The sequence below is a fragment of the Pseudomonas sp. NFACC02 genome (assembly GCF_900110765.1).
Classification (GTDB): Bacteria; Pseudomonadota; Gammaproteobacteria; order Pseudomonadales; family Pseudomonadaceae; genus Aquipseudomonas.
In genome coordinates, this window is record NZ_FOEO01000016.1 from 21873 (window position 1) to 42780 (window position 20908).

17 protein-coding genes and 1 riboswitch are annotated in these 20908 nt (G+C 60.5%); of the genes, 11 read left to right on the plus strand and 6 right to left on the minus strand.

All coding sequences use genetic code 11. The features are described 5' to 3' along the window. Window positions 1-75 precede the first annotated feature (75 nt). The 7 genes from BMY73_RS14895 to BMY73_RS14925 all read left to right on the plus strand — a co-directional run bounded on the left by BMY73_RS14895 (window position 76) and on the right by BMY73_RS14925 (window position 8524). The gene (locus BMY73_RS14895) at window positions 76-1833 is read left to right on the plus strand and encodes a carbamoyltransferase family protein (protein ID WP_062379115.1); all 1758 of its coding nucleotides are present in this window, start codon (window positions 76-78) and stop codon (window positions 1831-1833) included. Further along, window positions 1817-2947, plus strand: a complete 1131-nt coding sequence (locus BMY73_RS14900; protein WP_062379113.1) for a glycosyltransferase — start codon at window positions 1817-1819, stop codon at window positions 2945-2947. The genes BMY73_RS14895 and BMY73_RS14900 overlap by 17 nt, the downstream gene beginning before the upstream one ends. Next, window positions 2947-3843, plus strand: coding sequence for an antimicrobial resistance protein Mig-14 (locus BMY73_RS14905; RefSeq protein ID WP_062379111.1), 897 nt, complete (start codon window positions 2947-2949; stop codon window positions 3841-3843). Before BMY73_RS14900 ends, BMY73_RS14905 begins: the two co-directional genes overlap by 1 nt. Further along, a complete protein-coding gene (locus BMY73_RS14910; RefSeq protein ID WP_175500187.1) occupies window positions 3840-5249 on the plus strand; it encodes a PIG-L deacetylase family protein in 1410 nt (469 codons plus the stop codon). The genes BMY73_RS14905 and BMY73_RS14910 overlap by 4 nt, the downstream gene beginning before the upstream one ends. Window positions 5250-5315: 66 nt before the next feature. Further along, the gene (locus BMY73_RS14915; protein WP_062379107.1) at window positions 5316-6272 is read left to right on the plus strand and encodes a glycosyltransferase family protein; all 957 of its coding nucleotides are present in this window, start codon (window positions 5316-5318) and stop codon (window positions 6270-6272) included. A 156-nt stretch (window positions 6273-6428) separates the two neighbouring features. Further along, window positions 6429-7313 (plus strand): glycosyltransferase family 2 protein, encoded by an 885-nt coding sequence (locus BMY73_RS14920; protein ID WP_092408025.1) that lies wholly within the window; start codon window positions 6429-6431, stop codon window positions 7311-7313. Between the two features lie 59 nt (window positions 7314-7372). Further along, the gene (locus tag BMY73_RS14925) at window positions 7373-8524 is read left to right on the plus strand and encodes an O-antigen ligase family protein (RefSeq protein ID WP_092408027.1); all 1152 of its coding nucleotides are present in this window, start codon (window positions 7373-7375) and stop codon (window positions 8522-8524) included. A 3-nt stretch (window positions 8525-8527) separates the two neighbouring features. Here BMY73_RS14925 and BMY73_RS14930 read toward each other — a convergent pair whose 3' ends face one another. Beyond that, window positions 8528-9190, minus strand: coding sequence for a BUD32 family EKC/KEOPS complex subunit (locus tag BMY73_RS14930; protein WP_139214234.1), 663 nt, complete (start codon window positions 9188-9190; stop codon window positions 8528-8530). A 106-nt stretch (window positions 9191-9296) separates the two neighbouring features. Between BMY73_RS14930 and msbA the strand changes: the two genes are divergently transcribed. Both msbA and hldE read left to right on the plus strand, forming a co-directional pair. Beyond that, a complete protein-coding gene (msbA, locus tag BMY73_RS14935; RefSeq protein WP_062379102.1) occupies window positions 9297-11099 on the plus strand; it encodes a lipid A export permease/ATP-binding protein MsbA in 1803 nt (600 codons plus the stop codon). Window positions 11100-11267: 168 nt separating this feature from the next. Beyond that, entirely contained in the window at window positions 11268-12689 is a 1422-nt protein-coding gene (hldE, locus tag BMY73_RS14940) for a bifunctional D-glycero-beta-D-manno-heptose-7-phosphate kinase/D-glycero-beta-D-manno-heptose 1-phosphate adenylyltransferase HldE (RefSeq protein WP_092408029.1), read from the plus strand. Between the two features lie 604 nt (window positions 12690-13293). On the opposite strand, the gene BMY73_RS14945 is transcribed toward hldE, so the two are convergent. The 4 genes from BMY73_RS14945 to BMY73_RS14960 form a co-directional block, all read right to left on the minus strand. After that, window positions 13294-14265: a metal ABC transporter ATPase gene (locus tag BMY73_RS14945; protein ID WP_092408031.1), complete on the minus strand. Its 972-nt coding sequence runs from the start codon at window positions 14263-14265 to the stop codon at window positions 13294-13296. Window positions 14266-14301: 36 nt separating this feature from the next. Beyond that, window positions 14302-15111, minus strand: coding sequence for an aldo/keto reductase (locus tag BMY73_RS14950; RefSeq protein WP_092408033.1), 810 nt, complete (start codon window positions 15109-15111; stop codon window positions 14302-14304). Beyond that, window positions 15108-16283, minus strand: coding sequence for an NAD(P)/FAD-dependent oxidoreductase (locus BMY73_RS14955; RefSeq protein WP_092408120.1), 1176 nt, complete (start codon window positions 16281-16283; stop codon window positions 15108-15110). The genes BMY73_RS14950 and BMY73_RS14955 overlap by 4 nt, the downstream gene beginning before the upstream one ends. A 65-nt stretch (window positions 16284-16348) precedes the next feature. After that, window positions 16349-16681, minus strand: a complete 333-nt coding sequence (locus tag BMY73_RS14960) for a DMT family transporter (protein WP_092408035.1) — start codon at window positions 16679-16681, stop codon at window positions 16349-16351. An 88-nt stretch (window positions 16682-16769) separates the two neighbouring features. Here BMY73_RS14960 and BMY73_RS14965 point away from each other — a divergent pair, with 88 nt between their 5' ends. Both BMY73_RS14965 and waaA read left to right on the plus strand, forming a co-directional pair. Next, window positions 16770-17660 carry a LysR family transcriptional regulator gene (locus tag BMY73_RS14965; RefSeq protein ID WP_092408038.1) on the plus strand — a complete coding sequence of 297 codons (891 nt, stop codon included), beginning with the start codon at window positions 16770-16772 and terminating at the stop codon, window positions 17658-17660. 14 nt (window positions 17661-17674) lie between these two features. Further along, window positions 17675-18946 carry a lipid IV(A) 3-deoxy-D-manno-octulosonic acid transferase gene (waaA, locus tag BMY73_RS14970; protein ID WP_092408040.1) on the plus strand — a complete coding sequence of 424 codons (1272 nt, stop codon included), beginning with the start codon at window positions 17675-17677 and terminating at the stop codon, window positions 18944-18946. A gap of 157 nt (window positions 18947-19103) precedes the next feature. Here waaA and BMY73_RS14975 read toward each other — a convergent pair whose 3' ends face one another. After that, window positions 19104-20543, minus strand: coding sequence for a TolC family outer membrane protein (locus tag BMY73_RS14975; protein ID WP_092408042.1), 1440 nt, complete (start codon window positions 20541-20543; stop codon window positions 19104-19106). 166 nt (window positions 20544-20709) lie between these two features. After that, window positions 20710-20814: riboswitch (TPP riboswitch) on the plus strand. The last annotated feature ends 94 nt before the right edge of the window (window positions 20815-20908 follow it).

Here is a 20908-nt window from a genome sequence, read left to right on the forward strand (position 1 = left end):
GCCGCACCTGTGCCGGGCACACCTTATTGATCAGGCGCATGCCGCCTGCACGCAGACTTAAGAGGCTAGACCCTAGTGGCATTGACGATCCTTGGCCTGTCCGGCGCCCTTAGCCATGATCCTTCCGCGGCCCTGTACATCGACGGCAAGCTGGTGGCAGCCGCCGAAGAAGAGCGTTTCGTTCGCGACAAGCACGCAAAGAACCGCATGCCCTACGAATCGGCGAAGTTCTGTCTGGAACAGGCGGGCATCAAGCCGTCCGATGTCGACGTGGTTGCCATTCCGTTTGCGCCGATCAGCCTGTTCGGTGAGGCCCGCTGGCACTACGCCAAGCGCTATTGGTACGCTCCGGACCGCGCGCTCGACGCCATCCTGATGGGCAACCGTCGCTACAAGCGCTATCGCAACAAGATTGTCTGGTGCCTTGAGCAACTGGGTTTCGACCCGAAGAAGATCAAGATCGAGCCGGTGGAGCACCACCTGGCTCACGCGTCCAGCGCGTACCACTGCTCCGGTTTCAAAGAGAAAACCGCGATTCTGGGCATCGACGGCAAGGGTGAGTACGCCACCACGTTCTTCGGCTACGGCGAAAACGGCAAGATCCACAAGATCAAGGAATTCTACGATCCGGATTCCCTGGGCGGTCTGTACGGCGCAATTACCGAGTTCCTCGGATTTGAAATGCTCGACGGCGAGTTCAAGGTCATGGGCATGGCGCCGTACGGCGACGCCAGCAAATACGACTTCTCGCGTCTGGCCAGCTTCGAGAACGGCGAACTGGTGATCAACACCGAGTACGCCAACGTCATCGGCCTGCGTCGTTATAAAGAGAAGGGCAAGGGTTTCTACTTCTCGCCAAAACTGATCGAGTGGCTGGGTCCCAAGCGCGAAGGCGACATTGCCGACGAGCCGTACATCCACTACGCCGCCAGCATGCAGGCGCTGTTCGAGAAGCTGGCCTTGCAGATGATGGATCACTACCTGGGTGACATCCTCAAGGAAACCGGCAAGATCGCGTTCGCGGGCGGTTGCGCGCTGAACGTCAAGCTGAACCAGAAGATCATCGCGCGTCCGGAAGTCAAAGAGCTGTTCGTCCAGCCCGCTTCCGGTGACGCCGGTACTGCCGTCGGTGCGGCGGCCTACGTTTCCCACGCCCGTGGCGTGCCGGTCGAGAAGATGGAGCACGTCTACCTCGGCCCGTCGTACAGCAACGAAGACGTGATCGCGGCCTGTGCCCGTCACCCGAGCCAGCCAAAATGGCGCAAGCTCGAAAACATGCCGGAGCAAATCGCCAAAATCATGGTCGACGGTAACCCGGTCGCCTGGTTCCAGGGCCGTATGGAGTTCGGTCCGCGCGCCTTGGGCGGTCGGTCGATCATCGGTTGCCCGAGCGTGGCCGGCGTGGCCGACCGCATCAACCACCAGATCAAGTTCCGCGAGCGCTGGAGGCCATTCTGCCCGTCGATGCTCGACACCGTCGCGCCGCAGATGATCAAGATCGATCACCCTGCGCCGTTCATGACCTTCACGTTTGAAGTCGCCGAAGAGTGGAAGACCCGCGTGCCGGAAGTCGTCCACGAAGACGGCACTTCCCGTGCCCAGGTCCTCAAGCGTGAATACAACCCGCGCTATTACGACATGATGAAAGCGCTGGAGAACCTGACCGGTAATGGTGTGTCGCTCAACACGTCGCTCAACCGTCGTGGCGAACCGATGATCTGCTCGCCGACCGATGCCCTGAACATGTTCTTCGGCTCGGATCTGCAGTACCTGATCATGGAAGACATCCTGGTGGTAAAAGACGGCGCGGACACTTATGACACGCTCGGCTGAGCGCCATGTGTTGCAGTTCTGCCACGGCTATGACGGGCCGTTTCTCGACTGTGCCCGTCAATACGCCAGCCTGTTCGCGGGGAAGGGATATCGGGTGACCACCGTATTCCTGACCGGCACGGCGGACGCCGAGGTGGCCGAAAACTGCGCCTCGGATGACGTGCTGTTCATGGAGTACAGCTCCAAGGCCATTCGTGGCTTGAAGCTGGGCGCCATTCGCGACCTGCGCAAGATTGCTGCCTCCCGAAACTTCTCGTTCTGTATCGCTCATCGCTTCAAACCGATTTACATCGCACTGCTGGCGACCCGCTTGCCGGTGATCGGTGTGCATCACGCGTTTGGTGATTACCAGCGCCGCAGCCGCAAGCTGTTCGCTCACCTGTTCCGCATGCGCCTGAGCCTGCTCGGCGTGTCTGACGCCGTGCGTGACGACATGCGCCGGTGCCTGCCCAAGTGGCCAACCGGACGTATCCAGACACTCTATAACCGCATCGATGTGCAAGCGCTCGCGGCCAGCCAATTGCCGCGCGAAGAGGCCCGCCAGGCGCTGGGTCTGCCGCAGGACGCCTGGATTGTGGGTAACGTCGGACGCCTGCATCCGGACAAGGACCAGGCGACGCTGTTGCGCGGATTTACTCAGGCATTGCCCAGCCTCCCCGCCAACAGCCAACTGGTGATCCTGGGCAAAGGCCGTCTGGAGCAGGATCTCAAAGAGCTGGCCATGGAACTCGGTATTGGCCATCAGGTGATGCTGCTGGGACAAGTGCCGCAGGCCAGCCGTTATTTCAAGGCATTCGACGCCTTCGCCTTGAGCTCCGATCACGAACCGTTCGGCATGGTGCTGCTGGAGGCGATGGTTGCCGGCGTGCCGGTGATCGCCACCGCGTGTGGCGGCGCGAAGGAAGTCGTTGAAGGCGTCGGTATCCTGTTTCCGTTGAAGGATGCCGAGCATCTGGCGCAGGGCTTGGTTCACCTGTCGCGGCTGGATGCCGTGCAGCGTGAATCCTGCGCCGAGATGATGCTGGACCGCCTGCGTGATCGCTTCTCCGATGAGGCGGTACGCAGGGTGTTCTGGCGTCTGCCGCAAGTCACCGACCTGACTGCGGAGTCCTGATGCTCAATCGTTTTCAAGCTTGGCGTGAGCGTGGCTGGACGCAGATCGATGCGACCGCTTATCAACATGCCTGGCAACGTTATGGTGGCAGTGTCGCCACGCATCCTCTGGTGGTCGAACGTCTGGCGGGCCTGGCGCAAATCCCGGTGCGTTACCTGGGATGGCCTCGGGACGGCGAGCTGAAAGCCGCAATCCCGACCTGGGGGCGCTCGCTGGCGCTGTCCAAGGACGTGCTCAAACGTCATGGCAAAAAGGGCCTGTACGATTTGGGCAACGCTGAGCTGATCCTGCCGGTGGCTGCCGATGCTCACGTTCCGCTGCGTCATCGTGGCCGCTATCTCTCGGCGCTGAGTCAGGGACGCATCGCGACCCTCAAGCCGCAGGCCGAGTCGCTGGCCATGGCGCGCACGCCGGAAGACCTGTCGAAGAAATTCCGTTACAACCAGCGTCGCGAGCTGCGGCTGCTTGAAGAAGCCGGCGGCATCGTTCGTCCCGTCACCGACTTCACCAGCGCTGAACTGGCCAGCATGTACTGCGACCTGTTTCAGCGTCGCTGGGGTTTTGCCGCGACCGGTGCCGAGCGAATGGCCGATGTCATCGAGCTGCTGCGTGAACTGCTCATCGGGTCAGTGATCTTCCTCAACGATGCCCCGATTGCCATTCAGCTGGTGTACCGCGTCGAAGCGCCCGAGTGGATCAGCATCGAATACATCAATGGTGGCGTCGATCCCCAGACCCGTGAGTTCAGCCCCGGCAGCGTGTTGAGTTTCCTCAATACGCAAAGCGCCTGGGAGCATGCCCGGGCGCTGGGCAAGCCGCTGCGTTTTTCCTTTGGTCGTGCCGATCGTGAATACAAGGATCGTTGGTGCAACCCCGTTCCGGTGTTTCAGGTGTGAGTCGCAAACAGGCATTGCTCAAGCGTCATCGCCGTCACAAGCGAATGGCGTTGATGGCGGCGTTGGTCGTCCTCATTCTGCTCGGCGTCCTGCTGGCGTGGTGGTTGCCCCTGGTTCTGGCAGTGCTGGGGTGGGTGGCTCACGAGGCGTGGTTTGCCGACCACCTGTTTTATTCACCTGGCGACGACTATCAGTATCGGTTCCCTGCAGAGAGCGAAGTGCCTGGCGTGGAGCTGCGTGGGGATCTGCTGCACCTTGACCCCTCGTTGGCCCTCGACGGCTCAGAGACGCTGGTGCTTGCGCTGCCGATCAAAAGCACATGGCTGGGCCGTTTCCTCGATCCGTCCGTCGAGCTCGCCAGTGGAGAGATGAGCGACAGCCAGGCGTTCGAGCGCGGCGTGAACGGTTTGCGCTACCTCAATCTCACCGGCTTTTACGCGGCCTTGAACGCAGGTACGTTGCGCATTCGCGGGCGGCGATGCGGCATTCAGGGGTCTCCGCGACTCTGGTCGTTCCGCCATGAGGATGCGCGGCGCCAGCGGGTCATGGTCATCGCGCCGCATGCCGATGACGCCGAGCTGGCGGCTTTCGGCTTGTACGCCAAGGCCGAGGAAAGCTGGATCGTGACGCTTACCGCTGGCGAAATCGAAGCCGGGCATTATCAGCAGATGGGGATGAGTCGCGCCGATGCCGCGCGGATCAAAGGCCGGCTGCGGGCCTGGGACAGCATCACTGTGCCGCGTTGGGCGGGCGTGCCGGAGTCTCGTTGCGTACAGCTGGGGTATTTCTGTTTGCAGTTGCCTGCCATGCAGGCCACGCCCGATCAGCCTGTCGCGTCCCGTGAAGCGGATCTGAACGATACGCGTCTGTTTCGCCAGTTCAACGCCATGGTGCTGCCCGGCGATGAGGACGGTGCTCCCACCTGGAACAACCTGATCGCTGACCTGCGGGCTCTGTTGCTGCACGCACGACCTCAGGTCGTGGTGATGCCGCATGCCACGATTGATCCTCATCCGGATCACATCTGTTCACAGGCGGCGGTTCTGGAGGCGTTGACGGGGCTGGAGTGGCAGCCGAACGTCATTCTCGGGTACGCCAATCATTTGCACGATAACGATCGCTGGCCGATGGGCAACGCATACAGCGGCGTGGCGCTGCCCCCGGTATTCGAGCCTTCCGAGACGTTGGTCCCCTACAGTATTGAACTCAATGCAGAACAACAACGAGACAAGGCCATGGCCTTGGGTATGATGCATGACCTGCAGCCGCCTGCTCCGCTCAAACGCCGGGTTCGGCGATGGCTGCAGACGGTATTGGCTGGCCGACGATGGCCCGCGGAAGGCGAGAACGAGTTTTTCAGAAAGGCCGTGCGTCGCCACGAGCTGTTCTGGCGCAAGGAGCTCTGATAGCCCTCGACCACGATCGGTGGTCGGGCGGCCGGGCATCCATGATCAGGTTTTATAAGGAAGTCCATGAAGGTTCTATTTCTGGTCCAGAAAGAGCAACGCGCGATTCTGGATCGCCTTTACGAAGGCGTCGCTGCCAGCTGCGAGTGCGACCTGCGCTGGCTGACCTCGGACGATCAGCGCCACTTGCGCCGTTATTTTCGCCAGCACGTCGACGTCACGAAGTACGACCGCATCGTGTTCTTCCTGCGCTTCAAGCAAGAGATTCGTCAGGCGGGTTTCATTCGTACCGTGCCCAACCTGGTGATTCTCGAACACGACGCCTATCAGAATTACATCCCGTGCAAATACACCGGCAAGTTCAGCGAGCATTACCGCAAGATGCCGTGGGTGCGGGTGATCAGTTCCGGGTTCATGGTCAGTGAGCGCCTCCGCCAGGAGGGCTTCGACGCGGTCTTCGTCCCCAAAGGTTACGACCAGACGCTCCTCAGTGATCAGGGGCGCGAGCGAGACATCGAGCTGGCCTTCGTCGGCAGCACCAACAGTGTGGCCTACAGCGGTCGAAAGGCGTTGCTGGATGAGTTGGGGCAGGTGGAGAAACTGGTGGTCACCCGCACCAAATCCGGAGAGGAATACTGCGATACGCTCAACCGCATCCAGTTTTTCGTCAGTGCCGATGTCGGCATGGGCGAATACATGATCAAGAACTTCGAAGCCATGGCGTGCGGGTGCGTGCTGTTTGCGTATGATCAGGGAGACGCGGAGAACCGGGCGCTGGGCCTGCAGGACATGCACAACGTGGTGTTTTACCGCGATATCCCCCAGTTGCGTACGAAACTTGCGGTGTTGCGCAGCGATCCAAACCTGGCTCGGCGTATTGCGGTCAAGGGGCGCGATCTGGCAGTGTCGCAGTTCGGCTTCGGTGCCATTGGTGAACGGATCGTCCGCGAGCTTGAACCCCCGTTGCGTGCTCAGGCACCGTCAAGCTGGTTTGAGAAGTTACGGGCAGCGCTAGGGATTTGATTTGAACGGTTTATGCGCTGAATATAATGATATCAATTTGAATCTAGATCGCGTCCGCATGCCATTTTTTTCAATGTCTGGTGGCGTTGAGCGCCTCTGCCGTTTCCCAGGGGTGGCTAAGAGTGCGCGTCCGCAAGCCAGTGATCGGGTGCGCGCATGAAGTGGCCATTAGTCTCGGTACTGGTGCCGTGCTTCAACCACGACCTGTACATCGAGGAATGCCTGCTCAGCATCCTTCAGCAGGACTACGACAATTTCGAGCTCATCGTCGTCAATGACGGGTCCACCGACCACAGCGCGGAGAAAATCGAAGCGCTGCGCAAGGTTCATGGCTTTCAGTTCTATCAGCAAGAGAACATGGGCGTCAGCGCCGCGCTGAACAACGCGTTGAGTCACGCGCGTGGCGAATTCATCATTACCCATGATTCCGATGACGTCATGCTGGCCGGGCGGATCCGTCGTCAGGTCAGCTACATGCAGGAACACCCCGAAGTCGGTTTGTTGGGCGCGAAGGTCATCTACATCGATGCCAAAGGCAAACCGCTCAAGCACAAGCCGATGGTCAACCCTCAAGTCCAGCGCTGGAGCTTCGATCAGTTACTCGCCGATGCTTACGCGGTGGGCGCCCCGGTGGCCATGTACCGGCGGGCAGCGATCGACAAGGTGGGCGGCTATGACCCGACCATCAAGGTGCAGGATTTTCAGATGACCTTGCGCGTCGCTGAAGTGGGCTACCAGGTCGACATCCTGCCCGACAGGGTAACGCTCTACCGTCGGCACGACACGAATATCTCCAAGACGGCGTACAAAAGTCAGTTGATCTACGACCTGAAGGTCATCGAGGCCTACAAGGACAATCCTGCTTACGAGGCCGGACGTCTGGCGATCATCAACAAGGCCCTGAAAGAGTCGGTTGTCGCCGACAAGAAGTTCGCGCGCAGCTTGTTCGCCAGCGTTCCTGTTCATCGCTGGAATCGCCTGACATGGAAGAGATTCAGGCACTTCGTTTTTAAATATGGCAAACCCAAAGGTGCGCGGTGAATCAGCCTTTACAGGATCAGCAATTGATAAGCAGGGTCGTTTCACAGGGAAGTGCGCAGATGCGCTCGATAGTCGACCACCTGGGCATTGCCGGGGTGTTGCTGGCCTTCGGTTTGTTCTGGAGCGTCGCGGGGGTTCTGCTGACCCCGACGATGAAGTTCTATAGCTGGCTGCTCACGGCATTTGTCTATTTGCCTGGCTTTTATCTGGTGGCGCGTTATTTCTCGGAGTTTCGCCACACCGTGCTGAACCGGCGCGAACTCTGGCTGTTCCTGTTGCTGTTTCTCTGGTCACTGATTTCGCTGTCCTGGAGTCATGACGCAGAGCGATACCTCACGATTATCAAGCGTGAGGTGTTTTTCCTTCTGCTGATCCTGGGGTGGATTGTCTGGGGGCGCACCTTCAACCGCCCGCTGCAGGCCATGATGATCATCTGGGGCGGGATGGCCGGTATCTACTCGCTCGCGGCGCTGATTGCCTATCCCATGCGCAGCATCGATCGCATGTACGGCTTCGGCGGATTTATGGATAACCCCAATCCCGCCGGTTATACGATCGCTGCGCTCATCGTGCTCAGTTGTACCTGGTGGCCACAGAAGCTGAGTGGGCGTGTTATCTGGGCGGTGCTCCAGGCGTGTTCGGTGGCCTTCGTCATTCTCACCGGCAGCCGGGGGGCGATGGTGTCACTGATGGCGGTTGCCGCCGTCGTCGTACTCCTCGGCGGTGGACGCTTCTACCGTGTCCTGGGGGTTCTGGCGCTGGCCGCCGCCGTGGTATTTGCCTTCTTGGAGCCGTCGTTATTTCTGCGTGGGGATTCCGAGCGCAGCATTCTCATCAGGGGGGCAATCGACCTGATTCAGCAACGCCCGTGGCTGGGTATCGGTCTGAGCAGCGATTATGAAGTTTCGGCCGGTGGGGTGGTCTATGGGCACTGCCACAACATGATTCTCGACACCGCTGTGCAATACGGGGTGCCCTTTACCGTGCTCTGGGTATGGTTGTGGTTCTGGCTGGGCCTGCGAGCCTGGCGCCACCGCGCAGAAGCGTTGGGCATGACGATCCTGATGATCTGGGTGTTCGCAACCGTGGCGCAGCAGTTTGATGTGTTTACCGTGTTTGGTCGGGCGCGCGCGATGTGGATGGTGGTATGGATGCCGTTCGTCCTGTCGCTGTGCCTTGGAAAATCCGAGAAAAAGCCGGTCGTCGGTTAAACCTCACGCCTTATCGGCCAACGCCAGGTGCTCATGGAGTGTCTGGTGTTTCCATTGATGCTGGCTGTGCTCGATATAGCTGTCGAAGAACAGCTCACCGTTGCGCTGCAGCAACCATGCGTGGTCGTGGGTGTAACGGCGCATGTGCTGAAAGTTGCGCAGACACAGGCTCTTGCGCAAGGGCCGGCGCAGGGCCTTCATGTCGGCGATGTCGATGAGCCCCAGGGTGTGATCGGGGGTCATCACCACATTCCCCAAGTGCAGCGAACGGAAATAGATCCCCTGATTGTGCAGTTCGGCCACGAAGCGTCCGAATTGTCCGATCAGTGCGGGGTCATTGAAGTGGTCGGTCTCGGCGATAAGCTGGCGCAGCGTTTTGCCCGGCAGCGGCTCGTAGTGGACGACATCGCGCGCGATGTCGCTGACCCTGTAGGTGGCGAGGACGTGTGGGCACGGGATGCCGCGTTTGCGAAGGGTGGATGCATTGTTGGCGAAGCGTTTCGCGTAAGGGAAGAAGGCGGCTGACGAGATCAGCCTCTTGCGCCGGAACAGCTTCATGAAGTTGCCATCGGCCAAGCGTAAAACCTTGTCTCCGAAGAAGTCGGCTTCTATGACTTCGGCATCTCTGCGTAAGGCTTGGTAGTCAGAGTAGGCGAGTGCGCGCATGCGGGCTCCTTCGAAAATGGCGGCCATGATACCTCAGCCAGCCTTCTGAGGCCCAATGCTCAAGCCGTGTGTTAGTATTTCGGCTCTTTTTACCGTATCGATGACTATGAGCACGCCAGAAAAAAGCGAATCCTCCAGCCTGAAAATCTATTTTCGACTGCTGAACTACGTGAAGCCTTACGTGGGCATCTTTCTCCTCAGCATCGTGGGTTTCGTGATCTTTGCCTCCACTCAGCCGATGCTGGCGGGCATCCTCAAGTATTTTGTCGACGGCCTGACCAACCCTGAAGCGGCCTTGTTCCCCAATGTGCCCTATCTGAAGGACCTGAAGCTGCTGCAGGCCGTGCCGTTGCTGATCGTACTGATTGCAGCGTGGCAAGGCCTGGGGTCTTATCTGGGTAACTACTTTCTGGCCAAGGTCTCTCTGGGCCTGGTACATGACCTGCGCGTCCAGCTCTTCAACAAGCTGCTGGTCTTGCCGAACCGCTATTTCGATACGCACAACTCCGGCCATCTGATTTCTCGGATCACCTTCAACGTGACCATGGTGACCGGCGCGGCGACCGACGCGATCAAGGTCGTCATCCGCGAAGGCCTGACCATCGTTTTCCTGTTCCTTTATCTGGTGTGGATGAACTGGAAACTGACCATCGTGATGCTGGCGATCCTGCCACTGATCGCGTTCATGGTCGGCAGCTCCAGCAAGAAGTTTCGCAAGCAGAGCAAAAAGATCCAGGTGGCAATGGGCGATGTGACCCACGTGGCATCGGAAACGATTCAAGGCTATCGCGTCGTTCGCAGCTTCGGCGGTGAGAAGTACGAAGAAGAGCGCTTCGCCAAGGCGAGCACCAGCAATACCGACCGGCAACTGCGCATGACCAAGACCGGCGCGGTCTACACGCCCATGCTGCAACTGGTGATCTACACCGCCATGGCTGTGCTGATGTTCCTCGTCCTGTGGCTCAGGGGCGACGCATCTGCCGGTGATCTGGTGGCCTACATCACCGCTGCGGGCTTGCTGCCCAAGCCGATCCGTCAGCTGTCTGAAGTCAGCTCGACGATCCAGAAGGGGGTTGCAGGCGCAGAAAGCATCTTTGAACAATTGGATGTGGAACCGGAAGTCGATACCGGTACCGTCGAGCTGGCTCGCGTCGAGGGGCGTCTGGAGGTTCGAAATCTGAACTTCACCTACCCTGAGACCGAGCGTCAGGTGCTGCATGACATCAGCTTCTCGGCGGCGCCGGGTCAGATGATTGCACTGGTCGGGCGGTCCGGCAGCGGCAAGTCCACCCTGGCGAACCTGATTCCTCGCTTCTATCACCACACATCGGGGCAGATCCTGCTCGACGGCGTTGAGATTGAAAATTATCGCCTGCGTAACCTGCGCAGGCATGTGGCTCAGGTGAACCAGAACGTAACCCTGTTCAACGACAGCGTGGCCAACAACATCGCTTACGGCGATCTGGCGGGGGCGCCGCGTGCCGACATCGAGGCCGCCGCCGCCGATGCCTACGCGAAAGAATTCATCGAGCAACTGCCGGAAGGCTTCGACACTCAGGTCGGTGAAAACGGCGTGCTGCTTTCCGGTGGACAACGTCAGCGTCTGGCCATTGCTCGCGCACTGCTGAAGAACGCGCCGTTGCTGATTCTCGACGAGGCGACGTCCGCGCTGGACACCGAGTCCGAGCGTCATATTCAGGCCGCGCTCGACCATGTGATGAAGGGACGCACCACGCTGGTCATCGCTCACCGACTGTCGACCATCGAGCGCGCGGACATGATTCTGGTGATGGATCAGGGGCGTATCGTGGAGCGTGGCACCCATTCTGAGTTGCTGGCACAGAACGGCTACTACGCTCGCCTTCATGCGATGGGACTGGAAGAACCAGCACCGGCAGGTGCCGTTTAACGCGCCGATCCGGCCGGGCGTTTTGGCACAGGGAGCGGTCTGGTTCAGGCGGCTCCCTTTCTTCAGCCGTGTACCCGCTGTTACATCGACTTTTTCCCAAGGCGTCAAGCCTTCGCAAACCCTGTGCTAAGATTCCGCCCCTGTTCATTCTTAGTTACGGGTTGTTCGATGAAGTTGTCCATGCCGCGTTTCGATCAGGCACCAGTTCTGGTAGTGGGCGATGTCATGCTCGACCGCTACTGGCATGGCGGTACCTCCAGAATTTCGCCTGAGGCCCCGGTGCCGGTGGTCAAGGTCGATCAGATCGAAGACCGTCCGGGCGGCGCCGCCAACGTTGCGTTGAACATCGCCGCCCTGGGCGCGAAGGCTTCACTCGTGGGCGTGACCGGCCAGGACGAGGCCGCCCAAAGCCTGAGCAACAGCCTTGAGGCTGCCGGTGTCACGGCTCGTTTCCAGCGCATTGCCCACCAGCCCACCATCGTCAAATTGCGGGTCATGAGCCGTCACCAGCAACTGCTGCGTATCGACTTCGAAGAACCCTTCGCCACCGACGCGCTGTCGCTGAGCGAAGAGGTGGATTCGCTGCTCGACGGCGTCAAGGTCCTGGTGCTGTCCGACTACGGCAAAGGCGCGCTGAAGAACCATCAGGTGTTGATCAAAGCGGCGCGTGACCGTGGTATCCCTGTCCTGGCCGATCCGAAGGGCAAGGACTTTGCGATCTATCGTGGCGCCAGCGTCATCACACCCAACCTGAGTGAATTCGAAGCCATCGTCGGACATTGTGTCGATGAAGCCGAGTTGGTCGCCAAAGGCGCACAACTGATGGCGGAGCTTGAGCTGGGCGCGTTGCTGGTGACCCGTGGGGAGCACGGCATGACGCTGTTGCGTCCCGGACAGCCAGCCCTACATTTGCCCGCCCGTGCTCGCGAGGTGTTCGATGTCACCGGTGCCGGTGACACGGTGATTTCTACCCTGGCGGCGGCCATTGCGGCGGGTGAAGAGTTGCCCCATGCCGTAGCGCTGGCCAATCTGGCGGCGGGGATCGTTGTCGGCAAGCTGGGTACCGCTGCCATCAGTGCGCCGGAGTTGCGTCGCGCCATTCAGCGAGCCGAAGGTTCGGAACGCGGCGTGCTGAGCCTGGATCAGTTGCTGCTGGCCATCGACGATGCGCGTGCGCACAACGAGAAGATCGTCTTCACCAACGGATGCTTCGACATCCTGCACGCCGGACATGTGACTTACCTCGAACAGGCGCGGGCTCAAGGTGATCGTCTGATCGTCGCGGTCAACGACGATGCCTCTGTCAGCCGCCTCAAGGGACCGGGCCGTCCGATCAATAGCGTGGACCGGCGAATGGCGGTGCTGGCGGGTCTGGGTGCCGTGGACTGGGTGATCAGTTTCCCTGAAGGCACACCGGAAAACCTGCTGACTCACGTCAAACCCGATGTGTTGGTCAAGGGCGGCGATTACGGTGTCGATCAGGTGGTTGGCGCCGAGATCGTCAAGGCGTATGGCGGGGAAGTGCGTGTGCTGGGCCTGGTGGCGAACAGCTCGACCACGGCTATTGTCGAGAAGATTCGCGGGCAGTAAATCAGCACGCTTTGTTGTAGGAGCGCGCTTGCCCGCGAATTCTCGGTCCGGGTTGCCATGATGCGGCGGATGTGCCGACCGATTCGCGAGCAAGCTCGCTTGGATGATGTGCATTTCCACTATTTGGGGTGACGCTAATGGTTTGGTTTGTCCTAACGGCCAAACTGTTCCGCCTTCGGCGGGTTACTTGAAAAGACACCAAGTAACCAAGTGTCTGGCTCCTGGTTAGGCCCGACTTCGTCGGGTACCCGCACTCCGACGACACTCCGTGGGCCCGCGCCGAACGGACATCCATGTCCTGACGGCGCTCTCGCGGCATCCATGCCGCTCGACCCACTCCGCATCGCCTGCGTTCAGCCTGCACCCAAGTCGCGTTTTGCGGTGTATGGGCTGCTGCGGTATGAAGATCAAAAGCCACAGCGCGCTTTGCGCTGCTGATGGTTCCCACGCTCCGCGTGGTAACCCATTCAATGACGCTCTGCGTCATCCGGGATGTGGCGCGTGCTGTCAGGCTTTGCGACCTTCAAGACACGCACCGACATCACTGGTTTGAGAACCATTGAATCTCCCACAGGGATATATGCAGCATACGGAGCGGGATCGCCTAGGACTTATGCAGCTTCTGGCGCGCGATACGCAACAGCTGCCTGGCACCCACTTTAAGACGACGCTTGATGCCGGTCTTCTTCGGTTTAGGCGGTGTCATGCCTTGTTGTAACAGCCAATCCTTCCAGCGAATTCGCTCGTCCCTCACCACCCACCCGTCTTGAGCGGCAAAGCTTTCAGCCAGATACAGGCCGCGCGTGCCTGCCGGGGACAGCTTGTCGTTCTTGAGGGTGTAAAGCTCTGGCAATGGCGAGCCGTTTTCCAGCGGCATCAAGTACAGATCCGGTTTGCTGCGGTTGAGCCGCGCGACGAGTTGGTCGTTTTCCAGTACCTCGTCCACGTGGAACAGGCTCAGCGGGCGGGCCTCTTTCGGGACCTCCAGACGCATGTCGTAGATCAGTTGCAACGACGCGGTCGGCAAGTGAACGTAAGCGCGAGGGCGCTCGATCAACGTCATGCTGCCGCACCGGACCGGCCGTGCGGCACCCGACAGCGGGCTCAAACGAAACGGCATGGCTTCGCGATAATGAAGCGCAGCGGCATAAGGCGCAGGCAGCCAGGTGTCGTTGAAACGCCCGCCAAGCCAGCCTTGCGGTGTTTCGATCAGGCATTCCTCGGCCACTTCCTGAATCGCGGTGTGCAGCGGCAGGTTCAGCTCATGTGCCGGGACGTAACCGGAAATCAGTTTCAGCACGACATCGCCGCGGTCCTGGCGACGCTGACGCACCAGCACCCAGTAGTCGCGATTCTGCCAGTTGAGGGTCAGCCGCACCGACACCCCGAGGTTGGCCAGTTCGGTGGAAAAACGCTCGCTGTTCTCCACCTCGATCTTGCGGCGGCGCAGCAGGGTCTGGGAGAAGTTCAGCGGCATCCCGACGCTCTGGTAGCTCAGACTTTCGGGAGTGGCTTCGACGAATAGCGGCAGGGTTTTGAAGTTGCTGGGGTTTTTCCGAATCAGGGTTCTCGGCATATCGGCTCCTTCTTGCGTTGGGGTCGGCCGCCCGGATCAGGCTCGACGGCGAATCACTTCAGCGGCAGTTGCCACGTTATGGGCCAGATGCAGCGGATTGATGGTCCCGACGATAGCACCGGTGACACCAGGATGCTTAAACAACAACTCGAAACTGGCCTGTACTGGATCGACACCGGGACTCAGGCAAACGTGCCCGCTGGCCAAGGCTTTTTTGATCAAAATCCCTTTGTGGTGTGCAGCAGCGTAGTCGAGGACCGGTTTTTCGGCTTGTTCATTGAGGTTGTAGGTGACCATCGCGCAATCGCCTTCCTGCAACGCCAGCAGACCGCCCTCGACGGTTTTACCGGAAAAGCCAAAGCCACGAATCTTGCCTTCGCGTTTGAGGTCGGCCAGCGTCTGGTAGACATCACAGTGGTTCAGGACATGCAGGTCGTTGCCGTCGGAGTGCACTAGCACCAGATCGATGAAGTCGGTTTCCAGGCGCTTGAGACTGCGCTCCACGGAAAAACGCGTGTGTGCGGCACTGAAGTCGTGGCGTGACTGGCCTGCTTCGAACTCCTCGCCGACCTTGCTGACGATGACCCAGTCCTGACGCTGGCCGCGCAACAGCGGCCCCAGGCGCTCCTCGCTGCAACCGTAGGCGGGCGCGGTGTCGATCAGGTTGATGCCCAGATCCCGCGCCTGCTTGAGCAACATCTGCGCTTCATGGTCGTCCGGGATCGTGAAGCCGCTGGGGTATTTGACGCCCTGATCGCGCCCCAGCTTGACCGTTCCCAACCCGATGGGCGAGACGCTGATGCCGAGGCTGCCCAAGGGGCGATGCAGATCGTGCAGGGTTTTCATGGCAGCAGGACATCCCAGACAGGCTTGGCGAGGGGCGGTTTGGGCAGGTCCTTGCAGGGCGGTTGCGGGATCGGGTGAATGTCGTCCCGCGACAGCGCGGCCAGTACACGATCGGCAAAGTCCGGCGCCAGCGCCAGCTTGGTCGGCCAGCCCACCATCAGCCGGCCCTGTACATCGAGGAACGCGTTGTCCGGGCGGACCAGGCCGGTTTGTTGTGGCTCGGCACGGTCCACGCGCAACGTGGCGAACTGTGCCTGGCTGAGGTCGACCCAAGGCAGCAAATGGGAGAGTTCTTTTTTAGCCGCAGCGATTTGCTCGGCCGGTGACCGAGCGACGCCTTCCGCCTCGGAAATATCGCCGCCCAGGTACCAGACCCACTCGCCGTTGGCCGCCGGGTGCGTGGTCACCGTGATGCGCGGCTTGGGGCCACCGCCCAGGCAGTGTGCGTACAGCGGCTTGAGCGTCGGACCTTTGACCAAGACCATGTGCAGCGCACGCCGCTGCATGGCGGGATGGCTGACGTTCAGCGCCTGGAGCAGTTCAGCGGTACCTCCACCTGCGCTCAACACCACTCGCTGGGCATGGATGTCACGCCCGTCGACGCGCAGGCCGACCAGTTCTCCGTCGTGCAGCAGCGGTTCGATCTTCTCGCCTGCCAGCAAGCTGTCGCCGGCCAGTTCTGCAAGTTTTTCGATCAGGCTCGGGACGTCGATCACCAACTCGGCAAGACGGTAAACCTTACCCTTGAATCGCGGGTCCTGAAGGGCGGGCGGCAGGTCGCTCCCTTTGACCTGATCGACACGGCCACGCACCGCCTTGCTGGCGAAAAAGCTGGTGAGGTTGCCGGCGATGGTGCCGGGCGACCAGAGATAGTGGGCCTCGGACAGCAGTCGTACGCCGGACAGGTTCAACTCACCCTTGCCGGACAAGGCTTCTCGCCAACGGCGCGGCATGTCGGCTATGGCTTCGGAGGCGCCTGACAATGCCCCATGCAGCGCATATTTGGCGCCGCCGTGAATGATCCCCTGGGATTTGACTGTCTGCCCGCCGCCGAGGCTGGCGCTTTCCACCACGACTGTCGAGAAGCCCTGCCGACGCAGGCGGGCATTGAGCCAGAGACCGGCAATGCCTGCGCCGACAATCAGAACGTCAGTGGAAATGGCGGATGGCATGAGCACCTCAAATGGCGAAACGAATGGCGCCATTATAGGGGAAGCCGCTTTTCAATGACCTCCCTTTAATGCCCCGCTGTTTTTGAGAACAACTGAATGACCACGACGCCCGCTACGATCAGTGCCATGCCGGCGATGGCGGGCAGGTCGAGTTTTTGGCCGTAGATGAACAATGCAGCGATGCTCACCATGACGATGCCCATTCCCGCCCAGACCGCGTAGGCGACGCCCACCGGAATGCTGCGCACCACCAGCGTGAGCATCCAGAACGCCACCGCATAACCGACGATCACCAGCAGTAAAGGCAGCGGCGTGCTCAGGCCTTTGACGGCTTTCATGGAAACGGTGCCGACGACTTCGGCGCAGATGGCGATGGCGAGCAGGTAGTAGGCAGACATGATCAAAGCTCCTCTTCAATGACTGCGGATTCTAGAGGTTGCCCGGATGGGGTAAAGTCATTACCCATCTCTATGGTAGATAGGTTGCATGGTCATGCAATGGAGTCTTGAACAGATCAGGCTGTTTGTCAGCGTGGCCGAACAGCGCTCGTTTTCCGCGGTAGCGCGGGCCTCTCGGCGTGCGCAATCCGCAGTAAGCAGTGCGATTGCCCTGCTGGAAACCGACCTTGGCGTGAGCCTGTTCGACCGCAGCAGCGGTCGTCAGCCGCGCCTGACTGAAGCGGGCAGTGCGCTGCTGGAAGAGGCACGAGAGCTGTTACGCCAGTGTGAGCGTCTTGACGGTCGGGCGCTGGCATTGATGCGCGGGCAGGAAGCGCGGCTGCGACTGGCCCACGACGAGGCCATGCCTTACCAGCCCGTGCTCGACAGCCTTGAGGCCCTGGATGAGCGCTTTCCCGACGTCGAGGTGCAACTGGCCAGCGCCGCCCAGGGCGATGTCGCGCGCAAGCTGGTGGAGCGGCGTGCCGACCTCGGGCTGCTCTTTCATCACGAACAAATGCCTGAAGCGCTCGAACGGCGGGTGTTGGGCAGTGTGGAGATGGTCACTGTCTGTGCGGTCGATCACCCGTTGGTCAACGAACCGCTGATCACCCGCCAGCAACTGGCGCGGCATCGGCAATTGCTGATCGCGCCACAACAAAGTGGTTACCCCGGAGGTGAACCGTTGAGCCCGCACGTGTGGCGCGCCGACAGCTTTTACGTCATGGCCGAACTGCTGATGCGCGGTCTGGGCTGGGCCTGGCTGCCGCGTCACGTTGTCCAATACCCGGCTTATCAGAACCAGATGATCGAGTTGAGCAGCGAGTGGACACCCCCGGCACTGGTGGTTGAGATGGTCTGGCGGCGTGACGAGCCATTAGGACCGGCGGCGCGTTGGCTGGCCGAATGTTTCACTCATCATCTGAAGGCCATTGGCTGATAAACTCCGCGCCCATGAATAGAACCCTCTATACCGTCCTGTTTCACCTTGGTCTGCCTTTGATTGCGTTGCGTCTGTGGCTCCGCGCTCGCAAGGCGCCTGCTTACGCGCAACGCATCGGTGAGCGTTTTGCCCTCCGGCTGCCGCCGATGCAGCCTGGCGGCATCTGGGTCCACGCGGTGTCGGTGGGCGAGAGCATCGCGGCCGCGCCGATGATTCGGGCCTTGCTGGCACGCTATCCACAGCTGCCGATCACCATCACCTGCATGACGCCGACCGGCTCGGAGCGCATCCGGTCGATGTTCGCCAACGAACCGCGCGTTCAGCATTGCTATTTGCCGTATGACCTTCCATGGGCGGCGGGGCGTTTTCTCGATCATGTCCAGCCCAAAGTCGGCGTGATCATGGAGACCGAACTGTGGCCGAATCACATTCATCAGTGTGCGAAGCGTGGGATCGCGACGGTGCTCGCCAACGCGCGGCTGTCAGAGCGCTCCGCGCGGGGTTACGGCCGCTTCGCCGGGCTGACACGACCAATGCTGGCTGAAATGAGCCTGATCGCGGTGCAAACCGAAACCGAAGCGCAGCGTTTTCGCGACCTCGGCGCACGGCCGGAATGTGTCACTGTGACAGGCTCGATCAAGTTCGACCTGACCATCGACCCGCAATTACTGGAGCGTGCGGCGCAGCAACGCGAAGCGTGGCAGACCGCGCAACGTCCGGTCTGGATCGCTGCCAGCACGCATGCGGGGGAAGACGAGGTCGTGTTGTCCGCTCACCGCGAGCTGCTGACGAGCCATCCTGACGCGCTGCTGATTCTGGTGCCGCGTCACCCTGAGCGTTTCAACAGCGTTTTCGAGTTGAGCCAGCAACAAGGATTCAGGAGTGTGCGTCGCTCCACGGCCGAACCGGTGACCAGCGAAACCGCTGTTCTGGTTGGCGACACGATGGGCGAGCTGCTGTTTCTCTATGCCCTGGCTGACATCGCTTTCGTCGGTGGCAGCCTGGTGCCCAATGGCGGCCATAACCTGCTGGAGCCCGCCGCGCTGGACAAGCCCGTGCTGAGCGGCCCACACCTGTTCAACTTTCTGGAAATCGCCGCGATGCTGCGCAATGCCGGGGCGTTGGAGGAGGTCAGTGACGCAGGGGGATTGGCGGCGACGGTGCAGCGCCTGATCGAGCAGCCAGAACAAGCGAAGGCCATGGCTCATGCCGGACTGGCCGTCATGAAGGCCAATCAGGGCGCGTTGCAGAAATTGCTGGACGGGATCGGGCGGTTGATCTGACCCCCGTTGATGCCCCTTGCGCAGGACCCGTAGGGGCCGGCTTGCTGGCGAATGCGGTGTGTCAGCCGACATTTCCGTCGCTGATCCTCCGCATTCGCCAGCAAGCCGGCTCCTACAGAGGCTGCATTACTCGCCTGAATAGCAGCGAGTAACCGACTCAACGCTCCGCAGGCCGCTCGAAATTCTTCGCCGCTTCCTTCGCCAGATCCGGCGGCAGGAAGTCTTTGTCCGGGTTGTAGTCGGGCTTGAGGTAGCGCGAAAGGTCCTGCAAGTCCCCCGGACTCAACGTTCCGGCCGCTTGCTTCAAGCGCAGGTTATCGAGGATGTAGTCGTAGCGGGTGTTGTTGTAATCGCGTACCGACGCATACAGCTGGCGCTGTGCATCGAGCACATCGACGATGTTGCGAGTCCCCACCTGGTAACCGATTTCCGTGGCTTCCAGCGCGCTCTGGTTCGAGATGATCGACTGTTTGCGTGCCTGAACCTGTTCGACGTCGGTGTTCACCGCGCGATGCAGGTTGCGCGTGTTTTCCACCACCTGGCGGCGCAGGCCTTCGCGTTGCTGTTCTGTCTGGCCGAGGCGTGCATAGGCTTCGCGCACCTGCGAACTGGTCAGGCCGCCGCTGTAGATGGGGATGTTCACCTGCAGGCCAATGGTGCGTTGTTCGACACTGCCGTGGAAATCCCGCCCTGTGTAGTTCGGGTTGTTGAATCCCAATGGGTCGTTGTCGCCTTTTTCGTATTGGGCCACCGCATCGACCGTCGGCGCATGGCCTGCCTTGCGCTGACGCAGGGTTTCCTCGGCGGCGCTGACGGCGTAATTGCTGGCCAGCAGATTCAGGTTCTGCTGAGCGGCGGTGTCGACCCACGACTTGGCGTCATTGGGCGAGGGCGCAAGCACGGGCAGGGTGTGCACGATGCCTTCAATAGAGTTGTACTCGCGGTTGGTCAAGGTCACCAGGGCCTGAAAGGCATCGTCAACCTGACGCTTGGCGACGATCCGCGCGGCACGCGCCGTGTCGTAGCTGGCCTGAGCCTGAAGCACGTCGGTCTTGTCCGAGAGGCCGACATCGAAGCGTTCGTTGGCCTGATCCAGCTGGCGTTTGAACGCGGCTTCTTCGGCTTTGGTCGAGGCCAGGTTGTCCTGCGCGCGCAGGACCGAGAAATAATCCTCGGCGCTTTGCAAAATCAGGTTTTGCTCCGTGGCCGAGAGTTGCAGCATGGCCTGCTCGTTCACGTCTTTGGCGGCCTTGAGCTGGAACCAGCGGTCGGCGCGAAATATCGGCTGGCTCAAGGTCGCGCGATACACCGTGCCACTGCGATTGATGACCGCAGACGGCTCGTCGATGCTGGTGCGGGTATTGTTCACATCCGCGCCGCCGGAAATGTTCGGCAGCAACCCGGCGCGGGCCTGCGGGACGATCTCTTTCTGGGCGTCATAGCTGGCGCGGGCAGCGGCCAGATCGGCGTTGTTGTTCACCGCTTCCTGATAGACGCTGACCAGACCGGTTTTGGTCGGCAGCGGCATGTCGGCTGCCCCGGCCATCGCACTCGAAGCACACGATACGGCAATGGCCAGTGAAAGTTTGCGCAGCATAGACATTCCCTAGTAATAGTTGTCGCCAGAACGGATCCAGACGGCTTTGGCGCCGCGTAGCGAGTGTAGTTCCAGAAGATTGCCGCAACAATCGGGTAAAACGACCATTTAACGCGCGTTTGAATTCCGCGCTTGGCGTTTGCCCTGTCGCGCGACTAGACTGACGCCGTTCTTGTCGGGGTGCCTTGATATGAGGCTGAGATCGGATAATCCGGATCCCGTTGAACCTGATCAGGTTAGCGCCTGCGTAGGGAACAAGATTTCTCGTCTCCCGGCGAGTCCTCTTGAGTGTCGTCCGGGGTCGTCTTCGTTCATTTTCTGAACAGCCCTCGTTATTCGATTCTCAGCATCCGTGTTGTCTCAGG

Bases quoted from the DNA above. Each gene is read 5' to 3' on its own strand.
- BMY73_RS14900 (WP_062379113.1), top strand. From the start codon at position 1,817: ATGACACGCTCGGCTGAGCGCCATGTGTTGCAGTTCTGCCACGGCTAT.
- BMY73_RS14905 (WP_062379111.1), top strand. From the start codon at position 2,947: ATGCTCAATCGTTTTCAAGCTTGGCGTGAGCGTGGCTGGACGCAGATC.
- BMY73_RS14915 (WP_062379107.1), top strand. From the start codon at position 5,316: ATGAAGGTTCTATTTCTGGTCCAGAAAGAGCAACGCGCGATTCTGGAT.
- BMY73_RS14920 (WP_092408025.1), top strand. From the start codon at position 6,429: ATGAAGTGGCCATTAGTCTCGGTACTGGTGCCGTGCTTCAACCACGAC.
- BMY73_RS14925 (WP_092408027.1), top strand. From the start codon at position 7,373: ATGCGCTCGATAGTCGACCACCTGGGCATTGCCGGGGTGTTGCTGGCC.
- BMY73_RS14930 (WP_139214234.1), bottom strand. From the start codon at position 9,190: ATGCGCGCACTCGCCTACTCTGACTACCAAGCCTTACGCAGAGATGCC.
- msbA (WP_062379102.1), top strand. From the start codon at position 9,297: ATGAGCACGCCAGAAAAAAGCGAATCCTCCAGCCTGAAAATCTATTTT.
- hldE (WP_092408029.1), top strand. From the start codon at position 11,268: ATGAAGTTGTCCATGCCGCGTTTCGATCAGGCACCAGTTCTGGTAGTG.
- BMY73_RS14945 (WP_092408031.1), bottom strand. From the start codon at position 14,265: ATGCCGAGAACCCTGATTCGGAAAAACCCCAGCAACTTCAAAACCCTG.
- BMY73_RS14950 (WP_092408033.1), bottom strand. From the start codon at position 15,111: ATGAAAACCCTGCACGATCTGCATCGCCCCTTGGGCAGCCTCGGCATC.
- BMY73_RS14955 (WP_092408120.1), bottom strand. From the start codon at position 16,283: ATGCCATCCGCCATTTCCACTGACGTTCTGATTGTCGGCGCAGGCATT.
- BMY73_RS14960 (WP_092408035.1), bottom strand. From the start codon at position 16,681: ATGTCTGCCTACTACCTGCTCGCCATCGCCATCTGCGCCGAAGTCGTC.
- BMY73_RS14965 (WP_092408038.1), top strand. From the start codon at position 16,770: ATGGTCATGCAATGGAGTCTTGAACAGATCAGGCTGTTTGTCAGCGTG.
- waaA (WP_092408040.1), top strand. From the start codon at position 17,675: ATGAATAGAACCCTCTATACCGTCCTGTTTCACCTTGGTCTGCCTTTG.
- BMY73_RS14975 (WP_092408042.1), bottom strand. From the start codon at position 20,543: ATGCTGCGCAAACTTTCACTGGCCATTGCCGTATCGTGTGCTTCGAGT.